Source organism: Paracoccus aminovorans, assembly GCF_900005615.1.
Lineage (GTDB): Bacteria > Pseudomonadota > Alphaproteobacteria > Rhodobacterales > Rhodobacteraceae > Paracoccus > Paracoccus aminovorans.
In genome coordinates this window covers 411,512-428,390 of record NZ_LN832559.1, presented here as the reverse complement: position 1 = coordinate 428,390, position 16,879 = coordinate 411,512, and the positions used below count along the sequence as shown (strand labels likewise).

At 70.5% G+C, this 16,879-nt stretch carries 20 protein-coding genes; 16 read left to right on the top strand and 4 right to left on the bottom strand.

The annotated features are described in order from the left end of the window. Positions 1-750: a precorrin-2 C(20)-methyltransferase gene (cobI, locus tag JCM7685_RS02190; RefSeq protein ID WP_074967314.1), complete on the top strand. Its 750-nt coding sequence runs from the start codon at positions 1-3 to the stop codon at positions 748-750. Then, entirely contained in the window at positions 747-1,475 is a 729-nt protein-coding gene (gene cobJ, locus JCM7685_RS02185; RefSeq protein ID WP_074967316.1) for a precorrin-3B C(17)-methyltransferase, read from the top strand. The genes cobI and cobJ overlap by 4 nt, the downstream gene beginning before the upstream one ends. Here the strand turns inward: cobJ and JCM7685_RS02180 are convergent. Continuing rightward, the gene (locus JCM7685_RS02180; RefSeq protein ID WP_074967318.1) at positions 1,451-2,188 is read right to left on the bottom strand and encodes a cobalt-precorrin-6A reductase; all 738 of its coding nucleotides are present in this window, start codon (positions 2,186-2,188) and stop codon (positions 1,451-1,453) included. The two genes, cobJ and JCM7685_RS02180, sit on opposite strands and share 25 nt — an antisense overlap. On the opposite strand from JCM7685_RS02180, the gene cbiE reads away from it, so the two are divergent. The 8 genes from cbiE to JCM7685_RS19785 all read left to right on the top strand — a co-directional run bounded on the left by cbiE (position 2,187) and on the right by JCM7685_RS19785 (position 8,110). Further along, a complete protein-coding gene (cbiE, locus tag JCM7685_RS02175; protein ID WP_074967320.1) occupies positions 2,187-3,350 on the top strand; it encodes a precorrin-6y C5,15-methyltransferase (decarboxylating) subunit CbiE in 1,164 nt (387 codons plus the stop codon). The genes JCM7685_RS02180 and cbiE overlap by 2 nt on opposite strands. Then, positions 3,347-3,697 carry a cobalamin biosynthesis protein gene (locus tag JCM7685_RS02170; protein ID WP_074967322.1) on the top strand — a complete coding sequence of 117 codons (351 nt, stop codon included), beginning with the start codon at positions 3,347-3,349 and terminating at the stop codon, positions 3,695-3,697. The genes cbiE and JCM7685_RS02170 overlap by 4 nt, the downstream gene beginning before the upstream one ends. Then, complete coding sequence (gene cobM / locus JCM7685_RS02165; RefSeq protein WP_074967324.1) at positions 3,694-4,467, top strand: precorrin-4 C(11)-methyltransferase; 774 nt, start codon at positions 3,694-3,696, stop codon at positions 4,465-4,467. The genes JCM7685_RS02170 and cobM overlap by 4 nt, the downstream gene beginning before the upstream one ends. Beyond that, positions 4,464-5,753 carry a cobyrinate a,c-diamide synthase gene (locus tag JCM7685_RS02160; protein WP_074967326.1) on the top strand — a complete coding sequence of 430 codons (1,290 nt, stop codon included), beginning with the start codon at positions 4,464-4,466 and terminating at the stop codon, positions 5,751-5,753. The genes cobM and JCM7685_RS02160 overlap by 4 nt, the downstream gene beginning before the upstream one ends. Then, positions 5,750-6,502 (top strand): precorrin-6A synthase (deacetylating), encoded by a 753-nt coding sequence (cobF, locus tag JCM7685_RS02155; protein WP_074967328.1) that lies wholly within the window; start codon positions 5,750-5,752, stop codon positions 6,500-6,502. The genes JCM7685_RS02160 and cobF overlap by 4 nt, the downstream gene beginning before the upstream one ends. Positions 6,503-6,854: 352 nt before the next feature. After that, positions 6,855-7,310: a c-type cytochrome gene (locus tag JCM7685_RS02150; RefSeq protein WP_074967330.1), complete on the top strand. Its 456-nt coding sequence runs from the start codon at positions 6,855-6,857 to the stop codon at positions 7,308-7,310. After that, positions 7,310-7,897, top strand: a complete 588-nt coding sequence (locus JCM7685_RS02145; RefSeq protein ID WP_074967332.1) for a cytochrome b/b6 domain-containing protein — start codon at positions 7,310-7,312, stop codon at positions 7,895-7,897. The genes JCM7685_RS02150 and JCM7685_RS02145 overlap by 1 nt, the downstream gene beginning before the upstream one ends. A gap of 63 nt (positions 7,898-7,960) precedes the next feature. Then, the gene (locus JCM7685_RS19785; RefSeq protein ID WP_170848918.1) at positions 7,961-8,110 is read left to right on the top strand and encodes a hypothetical protein; all 150 of its coding nucleotides are present in this window, start codon (positions 7,961-7,963) and stop codon (positions 8,108-8,110) included. Between the two features lie 30 nt (positions 8,111-8,140). On the opposite strand, the gene parC is transcribed toward JCM7685_RS19785, so the two are convergent. After that, complete coding sequence (parC, locus tag JCM7685_RS02140; protein WP_074967334.1) at positions 8,141-10,381, bottom strand: DNA topoisomerase IV subunit A; 2,241 nt, start codon at positions 10,379-10,381, stop codon at positions 8,141-8,143. 102 nt (positions 10,382-10,483) lie between these two features. Between parC and JCM7685_RS02135 the strand changes: the two genes are divergently transcribed. The 6 genes from JCM7685_RS02135 (at position 10,484) to JCM7685_RS02110 (ending at position 14,967) form a co-directional block, all read left to right on the top strand. Further along, a complete protein-coding gene (locus JCM7685_RS02135; RefSeq protein ID WP_074967336.1) occupies positions 10,484-11,302 on the top strand; it encodes an SDR family NAD(P)-dependent oxidoreductase in 819 nt (272 codons plus the stop codon). 25 nt (positions 11,303-11,327) lie between these two features. Next, complete coding sequence (locus tag JCM7685_RS02130) at positions 11,328-11,528, top strand: twin transmembrane helix small protein (protein ID WP_074967338.1); 201 nt, start codon at positions 11,328-11,330, stop codon at positions 11,526-11,528. Beyond that, positions 11,528-12,100: a cob(I)yrinic acid a,c-diamide adenosyltransferase gene (locus JCM7685_RS02125; protein WP_074967340.1), complete on the top strand. Its 573-nt coding sequence runs from the start codon at positions 11,528-11,530 to the stop codon at positions 12,098-12,100. The genes JCM7685_RS02130 and JCM7685_RS02125 overlap by 1 nt, the downstream gene beginning before the upstream one ends. 121 nt (positions 12,101-12,221) lie before the next feature. Then, positions 12,222-12,980, top strand: coding sequence for an electron transfer flavoprotein subunit beta/FixA family protein (locus JCM7685_RS02120; protein ID WP_074967342.1), 759 nt, complete (start codon positions 12,222-12,224; stop codon positions 12,978-12,980). Beyond that, entirely contained in the window at positions 12,980-13,906 is a 927-nt protein-coding gene (locus tag JCM7685_RS02115; RefSeq protein ID WP_074967344.1) for an electron transfer flavoprotein subunit alpha/FixB family protein, read from the top strand. The genes JCM7685_RS02120 and JCM7685_RS02115 overlap by 1 nt, the downstream gene beginning before the upstream one ends. Positions 13,907-14,091: 185 nt before the next feature. Further along, positions 14,092-14,967 carry a 3-hydroxybutyryl-CoA dehydrogenase gene (locus tag JCM7685_RS02110; protein WP_074967346.1) on the top strand — a complete coding sequence of 292 codons (876 nt, stop codon included), beginning with the start codon at positions 14,092-14,094 and terminating at the stop codon, positions 14,965-14,967. 59 nt (positions 14,968-15,026) lie between these two features. On the opposite strand, the gene plsY is transcribed toward JCM7685_RS02110, so the two are convergent. Both plsY and pyrC read right to left on the bottom strand, forming a co-directional pair. Continuing rightward, entirely contained in the window at positions 15,027-15,611 is a 585-nt protein-coding gene (gene plsY / locus JCM7685_RS02105) for a glycerol-3-phosphate 1-O-acyltransferase PlsY (protein WP_074967348.1), read from the bottom strand. After that, a complete protein-coding gene (pyrC, locus tag JCM7685_RS02100) occupies positions 15,608-16,879 on the bottom strand; it encodes a dihydroorotase (protein WP_074967350.1) in 1,272 nt (423 codons plus the stop codon). The genes plsY and pyrC overlap by 4 nt, the downstream gene beginning before the upstream one ends.

The window sequence follows — 16,879 nt, the reverse complement described above, 5'->3', positions numbered from 1 at the left end:
ATGGGCAAGATCGTCTGCGCGGGCCTGGGCCCCGGCGACCCCGACCTGATCTCGGTCCGCGCCGACCGCGCCATTCGCGGCGCCGCCCAGATCGCCTATTTCCGCAAGAAGGGCCGCGCCGGCCAGGCCCGCCGCATCGTGGCCGAAATGCTGGCCCCCGGCGTGGTCGAGCATGCGATGGAATATCCGGTCACCACCGAGATCCCCTTCGCCAGCCCGGAATACAACCGCCTGCTGTCCGCCTTCTACGACGACTGGACCCGGCGGCTGGCGGAACTGGCCCGCGCCTCGGACGTGGTGGTGCTGTGCGAGGGCGACCCGCTGTTCTACGGCTCGTTCATGCATCTGCACGCCCGGCTGCAAGGCGTCGTCGAGGTCGAAGTGATCCCCGGCATCCCCGGCATGACCGGTTGCTGGAACGCCATCGGCCAGCCGATGACCTGGGGCGACGACGCCATGACCGTGCTGATGGGCACGCTCTCCGAACCCGAGTTGACCCGCCACATGCAGGCCGCCGAGGCGCTGGTGGTGATGAAGACCGGCCGCAACCTGCCCAAGATCGCCCGCGCCCTGACCGCCGCCGGCCGCCTGGCCGACGCCTGGCTGGTCGAGCGCGGCACCATGCCGAACCAGCGCGTGACGCCGCTGGCGCAGGCCGACCTGGAGGCCTGCCCCTATTTCGCCACCGTCCTGGTGCATGGCAACGGCCGCCGCCCGATCGCCGATTCCGCGGCGGATGCGGCGGAATGAGCGGCTGGATCGCGGTCGCGGGGCTGGGCCCGGGGGCTGACGATCTGGTCACGCCCGAGGTGCGGGCGGCATTGGCCGCGGCCACCGACATCGTGGGCTATATCCCCTATGTCGCCCGCGTGGCGACGCGCCCGGGGCTGGTGCTGCATCCTTCGGACAACCGGGTCGAACTGGACCGTGCCCGCCACGCGCTGGAGATGGCCGCGGCGGGGCGGCGGGTGGTGGTGGTGTCCTCGGGCGATCCCGGGGTCTTTGCCATGGCCTCGGCGCTGTTCGAGGCACTGGAGGGCCGCGAGGACGCCCCCGAGATCCGCATTCTGCCCGGCATCACCGCCATGCTGGCGGCCGCCGCCAGGCTGGGCGCGCCGCTGGGCCACGACTTCTGCGCCATCAACCTCTCGGACAACCTGAAGCCCTGGGCGCTGATCGAAAAGCGCCTGCGGCTGGCGGCCGAGGCGGATTTCGCCATGGCCTTCTACAACCCGCGCTCGAAGTCCCGCCCCGAGGGCTTTTCCCGCGTGCTGGAGATCCTGCGCGAGGCCTGCGGGCCGGACCGGCTGATCAGCTTCGCCCGCGCCGTCTCGACCCCCGACGAGGATCTTCGCACCGTCGCCCTGCGCGCGGCCACGCCCGAGATGGCCGACATGCGCACCGTGGTCATCCTCGGCAACAGCGCCACCCGCCGCGTCGGGCCATGGGTCTATACGCCGCGGTCGGTGCCATGAAGCCAGTCCAGCACCTCCTCGGGCGTGGCGGCAAGCCGGCGCGGCGGCAGCGCCGGCCGGCCGATCATCACCACCGGCAGGCCCAGTTCGCGGGCGGCGGCCAGCTTGGCCTCGGCCGCGCGGCCGCCGGCGTTCTTGGCCACCACCTGGGCGATGTCGTGGCGGCGCATCAGCGCGATGTCGCCCGCGACCGTGAACGGCCCGCGCGACACGATCAGCGTGGCATCGCGCAGGGGATGGGCCGCGACCTCGGCAAAGCGCAGCATCCAGCGGTGGTCCAGCCCCGCGAAAGGCGCGAGATTCTGCCGGCCGATGGCCAGGAACACGGCCGAGCCGTCGTTCGGCAAGGCTGCGGCGGCGGCATCGTAATCCGCGACGTGACGCCAGCGGTCGCCGGGCCGTTCGGTCCAGGCCGGGCGTTCCAACGCCATCAGCGCCACGCCCTCGGCGGCGCAGGCGGCAACCGCATTGCGGCTCATGCCCGCCGCGAAGGGATGCGTCGCGTCGATGACATGGCTGATGCGGTTCTGGCGCAGGTAAGCCGCCAGCCCCTCGACCCCGCCGAAACCGCCGCTGCGGGTCGGCAGCGGCTGGGCCACCGGCGCCGCCGTGCGCCCGGCATAGGAATAGACCGCATCCAGCCCGGCCTCGGCCAGCGCCCGGGCCATGGCCCCGGCCTCGGTCGTGCCGCCCAGCAGAAGGATGCGTGTCATGGCTGAACCCTGGCTCTCGATCATCGGTCTGGGCGAAGATGGACCGGCCGGCCTGCCCCCCGCAAGCCGCGAGGCGCTGGCGGGCGCGGAAATCGTCTTCGGCGCCCCCCGCCACCTGGCGCTGGCGGGGGTCGAGGGACGCGAATGGCCGGTGCCCTTCTCGGTGGCGCCGCTGCTGGCCGAACGCGGGCGGCGGGTGGCGGCGCTGGTCTCGGGCGATCCGTTCTGGCACGGCGCCGGCGGCACGCTGGCCGAGGCGCTGGCCCCCGGCGAATGGCGTGCCTGGCCGGTGGCGGGCACGTTTTCGCTGGCCGCGGCGCGGCTGGGCTGGCGGCTGGAAGAGGTCGCCTGCCTTGGCCTGCACGCGGCACCCTTTGCCCGGCTGCGTCCGGTGATGGCGCGGGGCGCGCGGGCGATCTGCCTGATGCGCGACGGCGCGGCCCCGGCGGCGCTGGCGGAATGGCTGACCGCGCAGGGCATGGGGGCCACGCGGATCACGGTGCTGGAAGCTCTGGGCGGGCCGCGCGAACGCATCCGCAGCGCGCGGGCCGCCGGCTTTGCGCTGGAGTGCACCGCTCCGGTGGCGATGGCGCTGGACGGGGCCGACCTGCCGCCGGGCAGCGGCCTGCCGCGCGGCTTCGGCCTGGCCGACGACAGCTTCGCCCATGACGGCCAGATCACCCGGCAGGCCGTGCGCGCGGTGACCCTGGCGCATCTCGCCCCCCGCACGGGCGAGATGCTGTGGGACATCGGCGGCGGCTCGGGTTCGGTCGGCGTCGAATGGTGCCTGAACGGCGGCCGGGCGGTCTCCATCGAACCCCGCCCCGACCGCATCGCCAATATCGCCGCCAATATCGAGGCTTTCGGCCTGGCCGGCCGGATGCGCGCCGTCCGCGGCATGGCGCCCGAGGCGCTGGCGGGCCTGCCCGCGCCCGACGCGATCTTCGTCGGCGGCGGTGCGAATGCCGCCTTGCTTGCCGCGCTGCCCCGGGCGCGGCTGGTCGTCAACGCCGTGACCCTGGAAACCGAGGCTCTGGTCGCGCAGCTGCACGCCCGCGTCGGCGGCAGCCTGTTGCGGCTGTCGGTCGAGGAAGCCGCGCCCCTGGGCCGGATGCGCGGCTGGACCCCGGCCCGCAGCGTCACCATCTGGAGCGGCCCATGAGGGTCGCGGGTCTCGGCTTTCGCAAGGCGGCGGGCGTGGCGTCCCTGGCCGATGCGCTGGCCCGCGCCGGCCGGGCCGACGCGCTGGCGACCGCGCCGGACAAGGCCGGTGCGCCCGCGATCCGCGACCTCGCCCGCGCCACGGGCCTGCCGCTGCTGGCGGTCGAGGTCGCCGGCACCGCCACGCCCACCCGGTCCGCGCGCGTGGCGGCGCTCTATGGCACCGGGTCGCTGGCCGAGGCCGCCGCGCTGGCCGCCCTTGCCCCCGGCGCGCGGCTGGTTGCGCCCCGCACCACCTCGCAGGACGGCATGGCCACCTGCGCCATCGCCGAAGGAGACCCCGCATGACCATCCATTTCATCGGCGCCGGCCCCGGCGCCGCCGACCTGATCACCCTGCGCGGGCGCGACCTGATCGCCGCCTGCCCGGTCTGCCTCTACGCCGGGTCGCTGGTGCCGCAGGCGCTGCTGTCGCATTGCCCGCCGGGCGCGCGGATCGTCAACACCGCCAGCATGGACCTGGACGCCATCATTGCCGAGATCGCGGCGGCGCACGCAGAAGGCCAGGACGTGGCGCGGCTGCATTCGGGCGACCTGTCGGTCTGGTCGGCGATGGGCGAGCAGCTGCGCCGGTTGCGCGCGGCCGGCATCCCCTATGACGTGACGCCGGGCGTGCCCAGCTTTGCCGCCGCCGCCGCCGCGCTGGGGGCGGAGCTGACCCTGCCGGGCGTCGCGCAATCGGTGGTGCTGACCCGGACCTCGGGGCGGGCGTCGGCGATGCCCGAGGGCGAGACCCTGGCCAATTTCGCCGCCACCGGCGCCACGCTGGCGATCCACCTGTCGGTGCATGTGCTGGAGCGCGTGCAGGCCGAGCTGATCCCGCATTACGGCGCCGATTGCCCGGTTGCGGTGGTCTTCCGCGCCAGCTGGCCCGACCAGCGCATCATCCGCGCCACGCTCTCGACGCTGGACCCCGGCTTGGGCGAGGGCGAGCGCACGGCGCTGATCCTGGTCGGCCCGGCCCTGGCGGCCGAGGGCTTCGACGAAAGCCGGCTTTACGCCGGCGATTACGACCGCCGCTTCCGCCCGGTCGGCACCGACCCGAGGTTCCCCGAATGAAGGGGCTGATCGTCAGCGCGCCCGCCTCGGGCTCGGGGAAAACCACGGTGACGCTGGGGCTGATCGCGGCCCTGCGCGCGCGCGGGCTGGTGGTGCAGCCGTTCAAGAGCGGGCCGGATTACATCGACCCGGCCTTCCACCGCGCGGCGGCGGGGCGTGAATCCTATAACCTCGACAGCTGGGCCATGACCCGGGCGCAGATCGCACATCTGGTGGGCGGCAGCGGGCCTGCCGATATCGCCGTGGCCGAAGGCTCGATGGGGCTTTTCGACGGCGTGGCGCGGGCGGGCGGCTGCGGCAACGGCGCCAGCGCCGACGTGGCCGCGCTGACCGGCTGGCCGGTGGTGCTGGTGATCGACGCCAAGGGGCAGGCGCAATCCGCCGCCGCCGTGGCGCTGGGGTTTCGCGAGATGCGCGCCGACGTGGCGCTGGCCGGCGTGGTGCTGAACCGCGTCGCCTCGGCCCGGCACGAGGCGCTGATGCGGCTGGCCTTCGACGCGCTGGCCATTCCGGTGCTGGGCGTGCTGCCGCGCGAGGCCGGGATCGAGCTGCCCGAGCGCCACCTGGGCCTGGTGCAGGCCCGCGAACACGCCGGTTTGCAGGCGCTCTTGGACCGGGCCGGCGCGGCGGCGATGCGGCATCTGGATCTCGACGCGATCATCGCGGCGGCGCGGGGCGGCATCGCTGCGGAGCCGTTCCGCCACCTGCCGCCGCCGGCCGAGCGTATCGCCTTGGCGCAGGACGACGCGTTTTCATTCGTCTATCCGCATCTCGTCGCCGGCTGGCGGGCGGCGGGGGCGACGATCCTGCCGTTCTCGCCCCTGGCCGATCAGGCGCCCGACGACAGCGCCGGCGCCTGCTGGCTGCCCGGCGGCTATCCCGAGCTGCACGCAGGAGCCTTGGCGGCCGCCGGCCGCTTCCGCGACGGGCTGCGGCGCTTCGCCGAGACCCGGCCGGTGCATGGCGAATGCGGCGGCTATATGGCGATGGGCGCCGGGCTGGTCGATGCGCAGGGCACGCGGCATCAGATGGCCGGGCTGCTGGGGCTGGAGACCAGCTATGAAAAGCGCCGGATGCACCTGGGCTATCGCCGCGCCGCGCCGCTGGACGGGCTCTATCGCCAGCCGCTGGCGGGGCACGAGTTCCACTATGCCACCATCCTCGCCCAGCCCGACGCGCCCCTGGCCCGCGTCGCCGACGCCAATGGCGATGCGGTGCCCGAGACCGGATCGCAGCGCGGCCTTGCCTCGGGCAGCTTCTTCCACCTGATCGGAGAGGCGCCATGATCGCGCTGACGCTGATCGGCATCGGCACCGGCAGCCCCGGCCACCTGACCCGAGACGGCATCGCGGCCATGGCGGCGGCCGACCTGATCCTGATCCCCTCGAAGGGCGAGGACAAGGCCGACCTGGCCCAGCTGCGCCAGGCGCTGTGCCGGCGCGTTCTGGCCAGCCCGCCGCCCATGGCGCTGTTCGACATGCCCGCCCGCGGTGCGAAGGACGGCTATCGCCAGGGCGTCGAGGCCTGGCACGACGCCATCGCGGAGCAGTGGGAAAAGGTCATCCGCAGCCATGGCGCCATCCGCCCGGCGCTGCTGGTCTGGGGCGATCCCTCGCTTTACGACAGCACGCTGCGCATCGCCGAGCGCGTGGCGCGGCGCCTGCCGCTGACCCTGCGCGTCATTCCCGGCATCACCGCGATCCAGGCGCTTTGCGCCGCGCATGCCATTCCCCTGAACGCGGTCGCCGAGCCGGTCATCATCACCACCGGCCGGCAGATCCGCGACCACGGCTGGCCCCCGGGCACCGATCGCGCCGTGGTCATGCTGGACGGGGACTGCGCGTTCCAGAGCCTCGATCCCGAGGGGGTGCAGATCTGGTGGGGCGCCTTCCTGGGCATGCCCGAAGAGCTGCTGATCGCCGGCCCCCTGACCGAGGCCGGCCCGCGCATCCTGGCCGCCCGCGCCAAGGCCCGCGCCGCGCATGGCTGGATCATGGACATCTATCTGCTGCAACGCCGCCGACCGGCTGGGTAAAAGCCGCCGCTCATGCCCGCGTGGAGGGAGGAGGCGCGGGCATGAACGGCGGTCGCTGCCATGAAGACCCCGTGCGGCCCGGGGCAGACGGGGGAATGCGGCCCCGTCCCCTGCAAGTTGCGCCGCAATGCAGCATCGGCCAAGCAAAACCGTCCCCACACCCGCCCGTCGCGCACCGCTGCCCGGATTTTGCGCAAGAACCGGCGCCGAGGGCCCAAAAAGCCGCAGGAAGGACGCGGTTCTTCACGGAATCGGCATTTCAGCCGCGTTGGCAGAACCGGCCGGTTGTGCAAGGCTTGGCCCACGCGCGCCTTTGAAAATGCAGCCGAAAGCCACATGAAAGGAAGACGACATGCGCCTGATTCTCGCCGCCGCACTGGCCGCGGTGCCGCTGGCCGCCATCGCCCAGGACGACGACCCGATCCACCAGGCCATCGAGGCCCGCCACGGCTTCTATCAGATGCTGGCGATCAACATGGGCACGCTTTCGGGCATGGCCAAGGGCGACGTCGCCTATGACGAGGCCGCGGCCAGCCGCGCCGCCGCCAATATCGAGGCGCTGACCCATTACGACCTGCCCAGCCTGTTCATCGAGGGCAGCGCCCATGGCCAGGCCGAGGACAGCGCCGCCAAGCCCGACATCTGGAACAACATGGACGAGTTCCGCGCCAAGTTCGCCGGGCTGCAAGAGGCCGCGACCGGGTCCTCGGAAGCGGTGAAGGGCGGTGCCGCGAATGTCGGGCCGGTGGTCCAGAAGCTGGGCGGCGCCTGCAAGGCCTGCCACGACAATTTCCGCGAAAAGAGCTGATGCCGGGCCCTCTGCGAGAGATCCGGCTGTGGGACCCGCTGTTGCGCGGGTTCCACTGGCTGCTGGCGTTCTTCGTCACCGCCGGCTGGTGCCTGGGCCAGTTCGGCCCCGCGAAGATGACGCTGCATTTCTGGTGCGGCTATGTCGTGGCAGGGCTTTTGCTGTTCCGGCTGGTCTGGGGCTTTGTCGGCCCGGCGCCGGCACGGTTTTCGCATTTCATCCGTGGCCCTGGCGCCATCGCCGGCTATATGCGCGGCATGGCCCTGCGCGAGCCCAGCCACTGGCCCGGCCATAACCCGCTGGGCGCGCTGTCGGTGATCGCCATGCTGGCGGTGCTGGCGGCGCAGGTCAGCAGCGGGCTGATCTCGGACCCGGACGACTATATCAACGTCGGGCCGCTGGCCTCCTCTGTCAGCAGCGCCACCCGATCCAAGGCGGTCGGCTGGCACGAGTTGGGCGCCAACCTGGTCCTGCTGCTGGTGGCGCTGCATATCGGGGTGATCCTGTTCTATCGCTTCTGGAAGCGCGAGGATCTGGTCCGGCCGATGCTGACCGGCGTCAAGCGGGTGCGCGACCGCGAATCGTGATTTGTCCGAATCCGGCGGTCGTGCGAGCCTGATCCCGTGCAAGCGAGAAAAGGAGAGCGCGTGATGATCCGCAAGACCGCCGCCGTCGCCTTGGCGCTGCTGGTGACGGCCCTGCCGGCACTGGCCGATTGCCCGGGCCACAAGATGAAACAGGACCAATCGGCCCAGACCCAGACCGAACAGCCGGTGATCAAGCCGGTGACCAGCAGCTGACGGAACGGGCGTGGCTAGCCCCGCCCCTGGTCAGTTGAACCTGTTGTCGCGCGGGAAGCCGCGCGGCGCCATATAGCCCGTGCCGGCCCGCTTGCCCAGCCATTCGGTCAGGTCGGGCTCGGACCGGGTGCGGCCGCCGCTTTCCTGCCAGCGCAGGCCCTCGGCCAGGGTGATGCAGATCGCATCCGACAGGCCGCCGTCCTTGTATTTCTGCAACCGCACGCCCTTGCCGCGGCCCATCTCGGGCAGCTCGTCCAGCGGAAAGACCAGCAGCTTGCGGTTGTCGCCCACCACCGCGAGATGATCGCCGGTGACGGGACGGCACAGCGCGGCATCGCCGTTCAGCACCTGCTTGCCGGCGCGGGTCTGCGCCAGAATGTCGGCCGCCGGCACGATGAAGCCATCCCCGGCCTTCGAGGCGACCAGCCAGCGCCCCTCACGCCAGGGGAACATGGCGATCACGCCGGCATCGTTCGGCAGGTCGATCATCAGCCGCAGGGGCTCGCCCATGCCGCGGCCGCCGGGCAGGTTGTTGGCCGGCAGGGTATAGAAGCGGCCGTTGGCGCCAAAGACCATCAGCTTGTCGGTGGTCTCGGCATGGAAGGCCATGAACGGGCCGTCGCCGTCCTTGAACTTGACCTCGGCATCCAGCGGCTGGTGGCCCTTCATGGCGCGGATCCAGCCCATTTTCGACAGGATCACCGTGACCGGCTCGCGCTCGATCATCGAATCCATGTCGATCTCGGCCACCTCGCCGGCCTCGCCGATCTCGGTGCGGCGCTGGCCGCCGGGGGCGGATTTGCCGAATTTCGTCCGCGCTTCGCGCAATTCGCCGGCGATGCGGCCCCATTGCGCCGATTCGTCGGCGAGCATCGCCATCAGCTCGGCCCGCTCGGCGGTCAGGGTCTCGTGCTCGGTCCGCAGCTCCATTTCCTCGAGTCGGCGCAGCGCGCGCAGGCGCATGTTCAGGATCGCCTCGACCTGCACGTCGGTCAGCTTGAACTCGGCCATCATCACGGCCTTGGGCTCGTCCTCGTGGCGGATGATCTCGATCACCCGGTCGAGGTTCAGGAAGGCGATCATGTAGCCTTCCAGCACCTCCAGCCGGGCAGCGATCTTGTCCAGCCGGTGGTTCGAGCGGCGCAGCAGCACCTCGCGCCGGTGGTCGAGGAAAGCGCGCAGCACCTCTTTCAGCGAGCAGACCTTGGGCACGCGTCCGTCGATCAGCACGTTCATGTTCAGGCCGAAGCGCACTTCCAGGTCGCTGACCCGGAACAGCGCCGCCATCAGCTGCTCGGGGTCCACGGCGCGGGTGCGCGGCTCCAGCACGATGCGGATGTCCTCGGCCGATTCGTCGCGGACATCGGCCAGGATCGGCACCTTCTTAAGCTGGATCACCTCGGCCAGCCGCTCGATCAGCTTGGACTTCTGCACCTGGTAGGGTATTTCGGTCACGACCACCTGCCAGCCGCCGCGACCCAGATCCTCGACCGACCAGCGCGCGCGCAGGCGCAGGCTGCCGCGGCCGGTCCGGTAGGCCTCGGCGATCACCTCGCGCGATTCGACCAGCACGCCGCCGGTCGGAAAATCCGGGCCGGGGATGATGGAAACCAGCGTCTCGTCGCGGGCATCCGGCGCCTTGATCAGATGCAGGCAGGCGTCGATGACCTCGTGCAGGTTATGCGGCGGCACGTTGGTCGCCATGCCGACGGCGATGCCGCTGGCGCCGTTGCACAAAAGGTTCGGAAAGGCCGCCGGCAGCACGATGGGTTCTTCCAGCGTGCCGTCGTAGTTCGGGCGGAAATCGACCGCGTTCTCGGCCAGGCCCTCCATCAGTGCCTCGGCGGCGGCGGTCAGGCGGGCCTCGGTGTAGCGGCTGGCGGCGGGGTTGTCGCCGTCGATGTTGCCGAAGTTGCCCTGCCCGTCCACCAGCGGATAGCGCATGGCGAAGGGCTGGGCGAGCCGCGCCATCGCGTCATAGATCGCCGCGTCGCCGTGGGGGTGATAGTTGCCCATCACGTCGCCGCTGATCTTGGCCGACTTGCGGAACGCGCCGCTGGGCGACAGCCGCAGCTCGCGCATCGCGAACAGGATGCGGCGATGCACCGGCTTCAGCCCGTCGCGCGCATCGGGCAGCGCCCGGTTCATGATCGTCGACAGCGCATAGGTCAGGTAACGCTCGCCGATGGCGCGCGACAGCGGCTCGGCGCTGGTCTGGTCCCGGCTCGGTTCGGGCGGGGTCGGATCGGTGCTGTTCGGATCGTCGGACATGAGCGCTGCATAGGCCCGGCACGGGCTTCGGTCCAGCCGGAAATGCGCGGCTTGCGCGAAGCCCCGCCATGGCCCAGAACCACCGCAAAACAGGAGACAGGGATGAAGACCGTCCTGATCACCGGCTGTTCCTCGGGCATTGGGCTCGACGCGGCGCGGCACATGCGGGGCCGCGGCTGGCGGGTGATCGCCACCTGCCGCAAACCCGAGGACATCGCCGCCCGCCGCGCCGAGGGCTTCGACACGCTGCCGCTGGAACTGGGCTGCGAGGACAGCACCGCCCGCTGCGCCGAATCGGCGCTGGCGCTGGGGCGCATCGACGCGCTGGTGAACAATGCCGCCTTCGCCATCCCCGGCGCGGTCGAGGACCTGCCGCGCGGCGCCCTGCGGTCGATCTTCGAAGCGAACCTGTTCGGCACCCACGACCTGACCCGCCGGCTGCTGCCGCATTTCCGCGCCCATGGCGGCCGGGTGGTGAACATCTCGTCGGTCCTGGGCCTGGTCGGCATCCCCTGGCGCGGCGCCTATGTGGCAACGAAATTCGCGCTGGAGGGGCTGACCGACGTGCTGCGGGTCGAGATGGCCGGCACCGGCGTCCGGTTCGTGCTGATCGAGCCCGGGCCCATCGGCACCCGCATCCGCCTGAACTCGATTCCGCATTTCGAGGCTTGGATCGACTGGCGGTCCAGCCCGCGCGCCGAACAATACCGCCGCACGCTGCTGAAGCGCCTCTACGAGCCGGCGGCGAAAAAGGACCGCTTCGAGCTGCCGCCCGCCGCCGTCAGCGCCCGCATCGCCCAGGCGCTGGAAAGCGGGAACCCGCGCCCGCGCTATTACGTCACCACGCCCACCCATGTCTCGGGCATCGGCAGGCGGCTGCTTTCCACGCGCGCACTGGACTGGTTCGCGCGGCGGAGCTAGTGTCACCGCCGAAAAGGGGCCCGCGATGCGAAACGATCCGCTGTTCTACCTGCTGGTGATCTGCTGCCTCGCGGTGGTGGCGATCCTGGCGACCGGCATCGGCGGCTTCGCCAAGGGCGGCGCGTTCAACCGCAAGCACGGCAACCGCATGATGCGCTGGCGCATCATCGCCCAGGCCATCGCCATCGCCGTCTTCCTGCTTTACCTCTGGGCCCGGAGTAAGTGATGGTCGTCCTGAACAAGATCTATACCCGCACCGGCGACAAGGGCGAGACCGCGCTCTCGAACGGCGAGCGCGTGCCCAAGGATTCGCTGCGGGTCGAGGCCTATGGCACCGTGGATGAGCTGAACGCTACGCTGGGCCTGGCGCGGCTGCACGCGACCGGCGCGCTGGCCGAACGCATCGCAGTGATCCAGAACGACCTCTTCGACCTCGGCGCCGACCTGTCGCGCCCGCGCATGGAGGAGGACGCCGAGGCGCCCTATCCGGTGCTGCGCATCATCGACGCCCAGGTCGTGCGGCTGGAATCGGAAATCGACGCGATGAACGCCGATCTGTCGCCGCTGCGCAGCTTCATCCTGCCGGGCGGCAGCGCGCTTTCGGCGCATCTGCACCTGTCGCGCACCGTGGCCCGCCGCGCGGAACGCGCCGCCGTGACGCTTTCGGCCGCCGAGGGCGCCAATCCGGCGGCGGTGAAATATCTCAACCGGCTGTCCGACTGGCTGTTCGTGGCGGGCCGCGTGGCCAATGAAAACGGCACTCGGGACATCCTGTGGGTCCCGGGCGCCAGCCGTTAGCGACAACTGTGCGGGAAGGAAATGTTGCGACGCGATCTGGTCGCTTTTTCCCTGTCAATGCCGCTGGCGGCCCGTTAACAAGCCCATCGAACAGGTGACGCAACCAAAGGGGAGAGGCCGCATGAAGGTTCTCGTGCCAGTGAAGCGGGTTATCGACTACAACGTGAAGGCTCGCGTTAAGGCGGACGGAACGGGTGTCGATCTTGCGAACGTGAAGATGTCGATGAACCCTTTCGACGAGATCGCGGTGGAAGAGGCGATCCGTCTGAAAGAGGCCGGCAAGGTCGAGGAGATCATCGCGGTCTCGATCGGCGTCAAGCAGGCGCAGGAAACGCTGCGCACCGCGCTGGCCATGGGCGCCGACCGCGCCATCCTGGTCGTCGCCGCCGATGACGTGCACCAGGACATCGAGCCGCTGGCCGTGGCCAAGATCCTCGCCGCCGTCGCCAAGGCCGAGGGCACCGAGCTGATCATCGCCGGCAAGCAGGCCATCGACAACGACATGAACGCCACCGGCCAGATGCTGGCGGCGATCCTGGGCTGGGGCCAGGCGACCTTCGCCTCGAAGCTGGAAGTCGAGGCCGGCAAGGTCAAGGTCACCCGCGAAGTCGACGGCGGGTTGCAGACCATCGAGGTCAATATGCCGACGGTCGTGACCGCCGACCTGCGCCTGAACGAGCCGCGCTACGCCTCGCTGCCGAACATCATGAAGGCGAAGAAGAAGCCGCTGGAGGAAAAGACCGCGGCGGATTACGGCGTCGACGTGACGCCGCGGCTGGAAGTGGTCTCGGTGCGCGAGCCCGAGGGCCGCAAGGCCGGCATCAAGGTCGGCTCGGTGGACGAGCTGGTCGGGAAACTGAAAGAAGCGGGGGTGATCTGATGGCCGTTCTTCTGTTGGGTGAAGTCACCGATGGCACGCTGAACCGCGACGCGACCGCCAAGGCGGTGAACGCCGTCAAGGGCCTGGGCGACGTGACGGTGCTCTGCGCCGGGGCCTCGGCCCGGGGCGCGGCCGAGGAAGCCGCGAAGATCGCCGGCGTGGCCAAGGTGCTGGTGGCGGAATCGCCGCTCTACGGGCACCGCCTGGCCGAACCGACCGCGGCGCTGATCGTGGCGCTGGCCGGCGACTACAGCCACATCGCCGCCCCGGCGACCACCGATGCCAAGAACATCCTGCCCCGCGTCGCGGCGCTGCTGGACGTGATGGTGCTGTCGGACGTCTCGGCGGTGATCGACGCCGACACGTTCGAGCGGCCGATCTATGCCGGCAACGCCATCCAGAAGGTGAAGTCGAAGGACGCCAAGAAGGTCTTCACCCTGCGCGCGGCCAGCTTCGACGCGGCGGGCGAAGGCGGCTCGGCCGCGATCGCGGACGCGGCGGCATCGGCCGATCCCGGGCTGTCGAACTGGGTCTCGGACGAGGTGGCGCAATCGGACCGCCCCGAGCTGACCTCGGCCAAGCGCGTGGTCTCGGGCGGGCGCGGCGTCGGCTCGAAGGAGAGCTTCGAGATCATCGAGGCGCTGGCCGACAAGCTGGGCGCCGCGGTGGGCGCGTCGCGCGCGGCGGTCGACTCGGGCTTTGCCCCCAACGACTGGCAGGTCGGCCAGACCGGCAAGGTGGTCGCCCCCGACCTCTATGTCGCGGTGGGCATCTCGGGCGCGATCCAGCACCTGGCGGGGATGAAGGATTCGAAGGTGATCGTCGCCATCAACAAGGACGAAGAGGCGCCGATCTTCCAGATCGCCGACTACGGCCTGGTCGGAGACCTGTTCACCACCGTCCCGGAACTGACCGGGAAGCTCTGAACTTCTCTGTTCCGCAAATACTCCGGGGGGAGCGCCTCGTGCGCCCCATCGAGGGGCACACGAGGCGCGGGGGCGGAGCCCCCTGACGAGGAAACGAACCGCCCGGTCCCCGCCGGGCGGTTTTCCGTTGAACAGTTCCGACCTTCTGCCTATCGTCCCGACTGACGGCAAAAGGATGAAGTTTCATGGCAATTCAATCGGTGGGCGTGATCGGCGCCGGGCAGATGGGCAACGGCATCGCCCATGTCTTTGCCTTGGCAGGCTATGACGTGCTGATGACCGACATCTCGCGCCAGGCGCTCGAGAATGCCGTGGCGCAGATCGACCACAACCTGGACCGCCAGGTCGCGCGCGGCAAGATCACCGCCGAGGCCAAGGCCGACGCCATGAAGCGCATCGCCACCACCATGACCCTGGCCGACCTGGGCAAGACCGACCTGATCATCGAGGCCGCCACCGAGCGCGAGACCGTCAAGCAGGCCATCTTCGAGGACCTGCTGCCGCATCTGAAGCCGGAAACCATCCTGACCTCGAACACCTCCTCGATCTCGATCACCCGGCTGGCCAGCCGCACCGACCGGCCCGAGCGTTTCATGGGCTTCCACTTCATGAACCCGGTCCCGGTCATGCAGCTGGTCGAGCTGATCCGCGGCATCGCCACCGACGAGGAAACCTACAAGGCCCTGGTCGAGGTGGTGGAAAAGATCGGCAAGACCTCGGCCAGCGCCGAGGACTTCCCCGCCTTCATAGTCAACCGCATCCTGATGCCGATGATCAACGAGGCGGTCTATACGCTTTACGAGGGCGTCGGCTCGGTCAAGTCCATCGACCAGTCGATGAAGCTGGGCGCGAACCATCCGATGGGGCCGCTGGAACTGGCGGATTTCATCGGGCTCGACACCTGCCTGGCGATCATGAACGTGTTGCACGAGGGGTTGGCGGATACGAAATACCGGCCCTGTCCGCTGCTGGTGAAATATGTCGAGGCCGGCTGGCTGGGCCGCAAGACCGGGCGCGGCTTCTACGATTATTCCGGCGAAGAGCCGGTGCCGACACGCTGAACGGCACGGCCGGACCGGGGCTCTGCCCGGACCCCGGGGTAGTTTCGGAGCAAAGAAGATCAGGTCTTCCTGCCGATGCGCGGCTCGGTCCCGGCCAGGATGCGGGCGATATTGGCATGGTGGCGGATGAAGATCAGCGCCGCCATGAACGCCGTCACCGCCGCAAGCCGCGGCCCGTCGAGCCAGAGCCCGAGGAAAGGCGTCAGCACCGCCGCCACCAGTGCCGCCAGCGACGAGATCCGGCCGACCAGCGCCGCCAGCAGCCAGATGCCGCAGGCCGCCAGCCCCAGTCTCCAGTCCAGCGCCAGCACCGTGCCGAGGAAGGTCGCCACCCCCTTGCCGCCCTTGAAGCCCAGCCAGACCGGGAACAGGTGACCCAGGAAGGCTGCGGCACCGGCGATCAGCGCCGCATCCGGCCCGGCCAGCCAACGCGCCAGCAGAACGGCGATGGCGCCCTTGCCGCTGTCCAGCAGCAGCGTCGCCGCCGCGGCGGGCTTGTTGCCGGTGCGCAGCACATTGGTCGCGCCGATATTGCCCGAGCCGATCTTGCGCAGGTCGCCCAGGCCCAGCGCCCGGGTGATGACCAGACCGAAGGGAACAGAGCCCAGCAGGTAGCCGGTCACGGCCCAGAGGATCAGCGTCATGCGGCGCCTCCGAAGACCTGCCGGCCGCCGACCCAGGTGCCCAGCACCCGGCCCTGCATCCGCGCCCCGTCGAAGGGCGTGTTCTTGGATTTCGACAAGAGCGCGAAGCGGTCCAGCACGAAGGGCGCCTCGGGGTCGAACAGCACCAGATCGGCGGGAGCCCCGGGGACCAGCCGGCCCGCGTCCAGCCCCAGGCGCTTCGCCGGGTTCAGCGCCATCGCCCGCCAGAGTTGCGGCAGGCTTAGCCCGCCGGCGTGGTAGAGCCGCATCGCCGCCGGCAGCAGCGTCTGCAGTCCCACCGCCCCCGGCGCCGCCTCGGCGAAGGGCAGGCGCTTGGATTCCTCGTCCTGCGGGGTGTGGAAGCTGGCGATGACGTCGATCAGCCCCTCGGCCACCGCCTCGACCATGGCCATGCGGTCGTCCTCGGACCGCAGCGGCGGGGTGAAACGGAAGAAGGTCCGATAGCCGCCCACGTCGTATTCGTTCAGCGTCAGGTGGTGGATTGAGGTGCCGGCGCTCACGTCCAGCCCCGCCTCGCGCGCGCGGCGCAGCGCCGGCAGGCTGGCCGCGACGGTGATCTGGTCGGCGTGGTAGCGCCCGCCCGTCATCGCCACCAGCGAAAGGTCGCGGTCCAGCCCCATGACCTCGGCCATGGGCGAGACCGCCGGCAGCCCGTAGAGCGAGGCGAACTTTCCGCTCGTCGCCGCCGTGCCCTTCGACAGGCCCGGTTCCTGCGGATGGCCGACGATCAGCGCGCCAAGGCCACGCGCATAGGTCATGCAGCGCGACATCAGCCGCGTATCCGCGACCACCCGCACCCCGTCGGTAAAGGCCACGGCGCCGGCATCGCGCAGAAAACCCATCTCGACCATCTCGCGGCCCTCGCGCCCCTTGGTCAGCGCGGCCATGTGGCGGATGTTGACCGGCGCGTCGGCGGCGCGGCGGGTGGCGAACTCCAGCGATTCGGGGGCATCGACGGGGGGCAGCGTATCGGGCCGGGCGATCACCGTGGTCACCCCGCCCGCCGCCGCCGCCAGCCCGGCCGAGCGGAAACTTTCCTTGTGCCGCTCGCCCGGTTCGCCGATCTTGACGCCCCAGTCGATGATCCCCGGCGCCAGGCATTTGCCGCCGCAGTCGACCAGTTCGGCCCCCAGCGGCGCCTCGGCCCCCACGGCTTCGACGTGGCCGCCGCGGACGGTCAGCGTGGCCTCTTCGACAGTCATCGCCTCGGGGTCGATCAGGCGGGCGTTGGTGAAATGGACAATCAT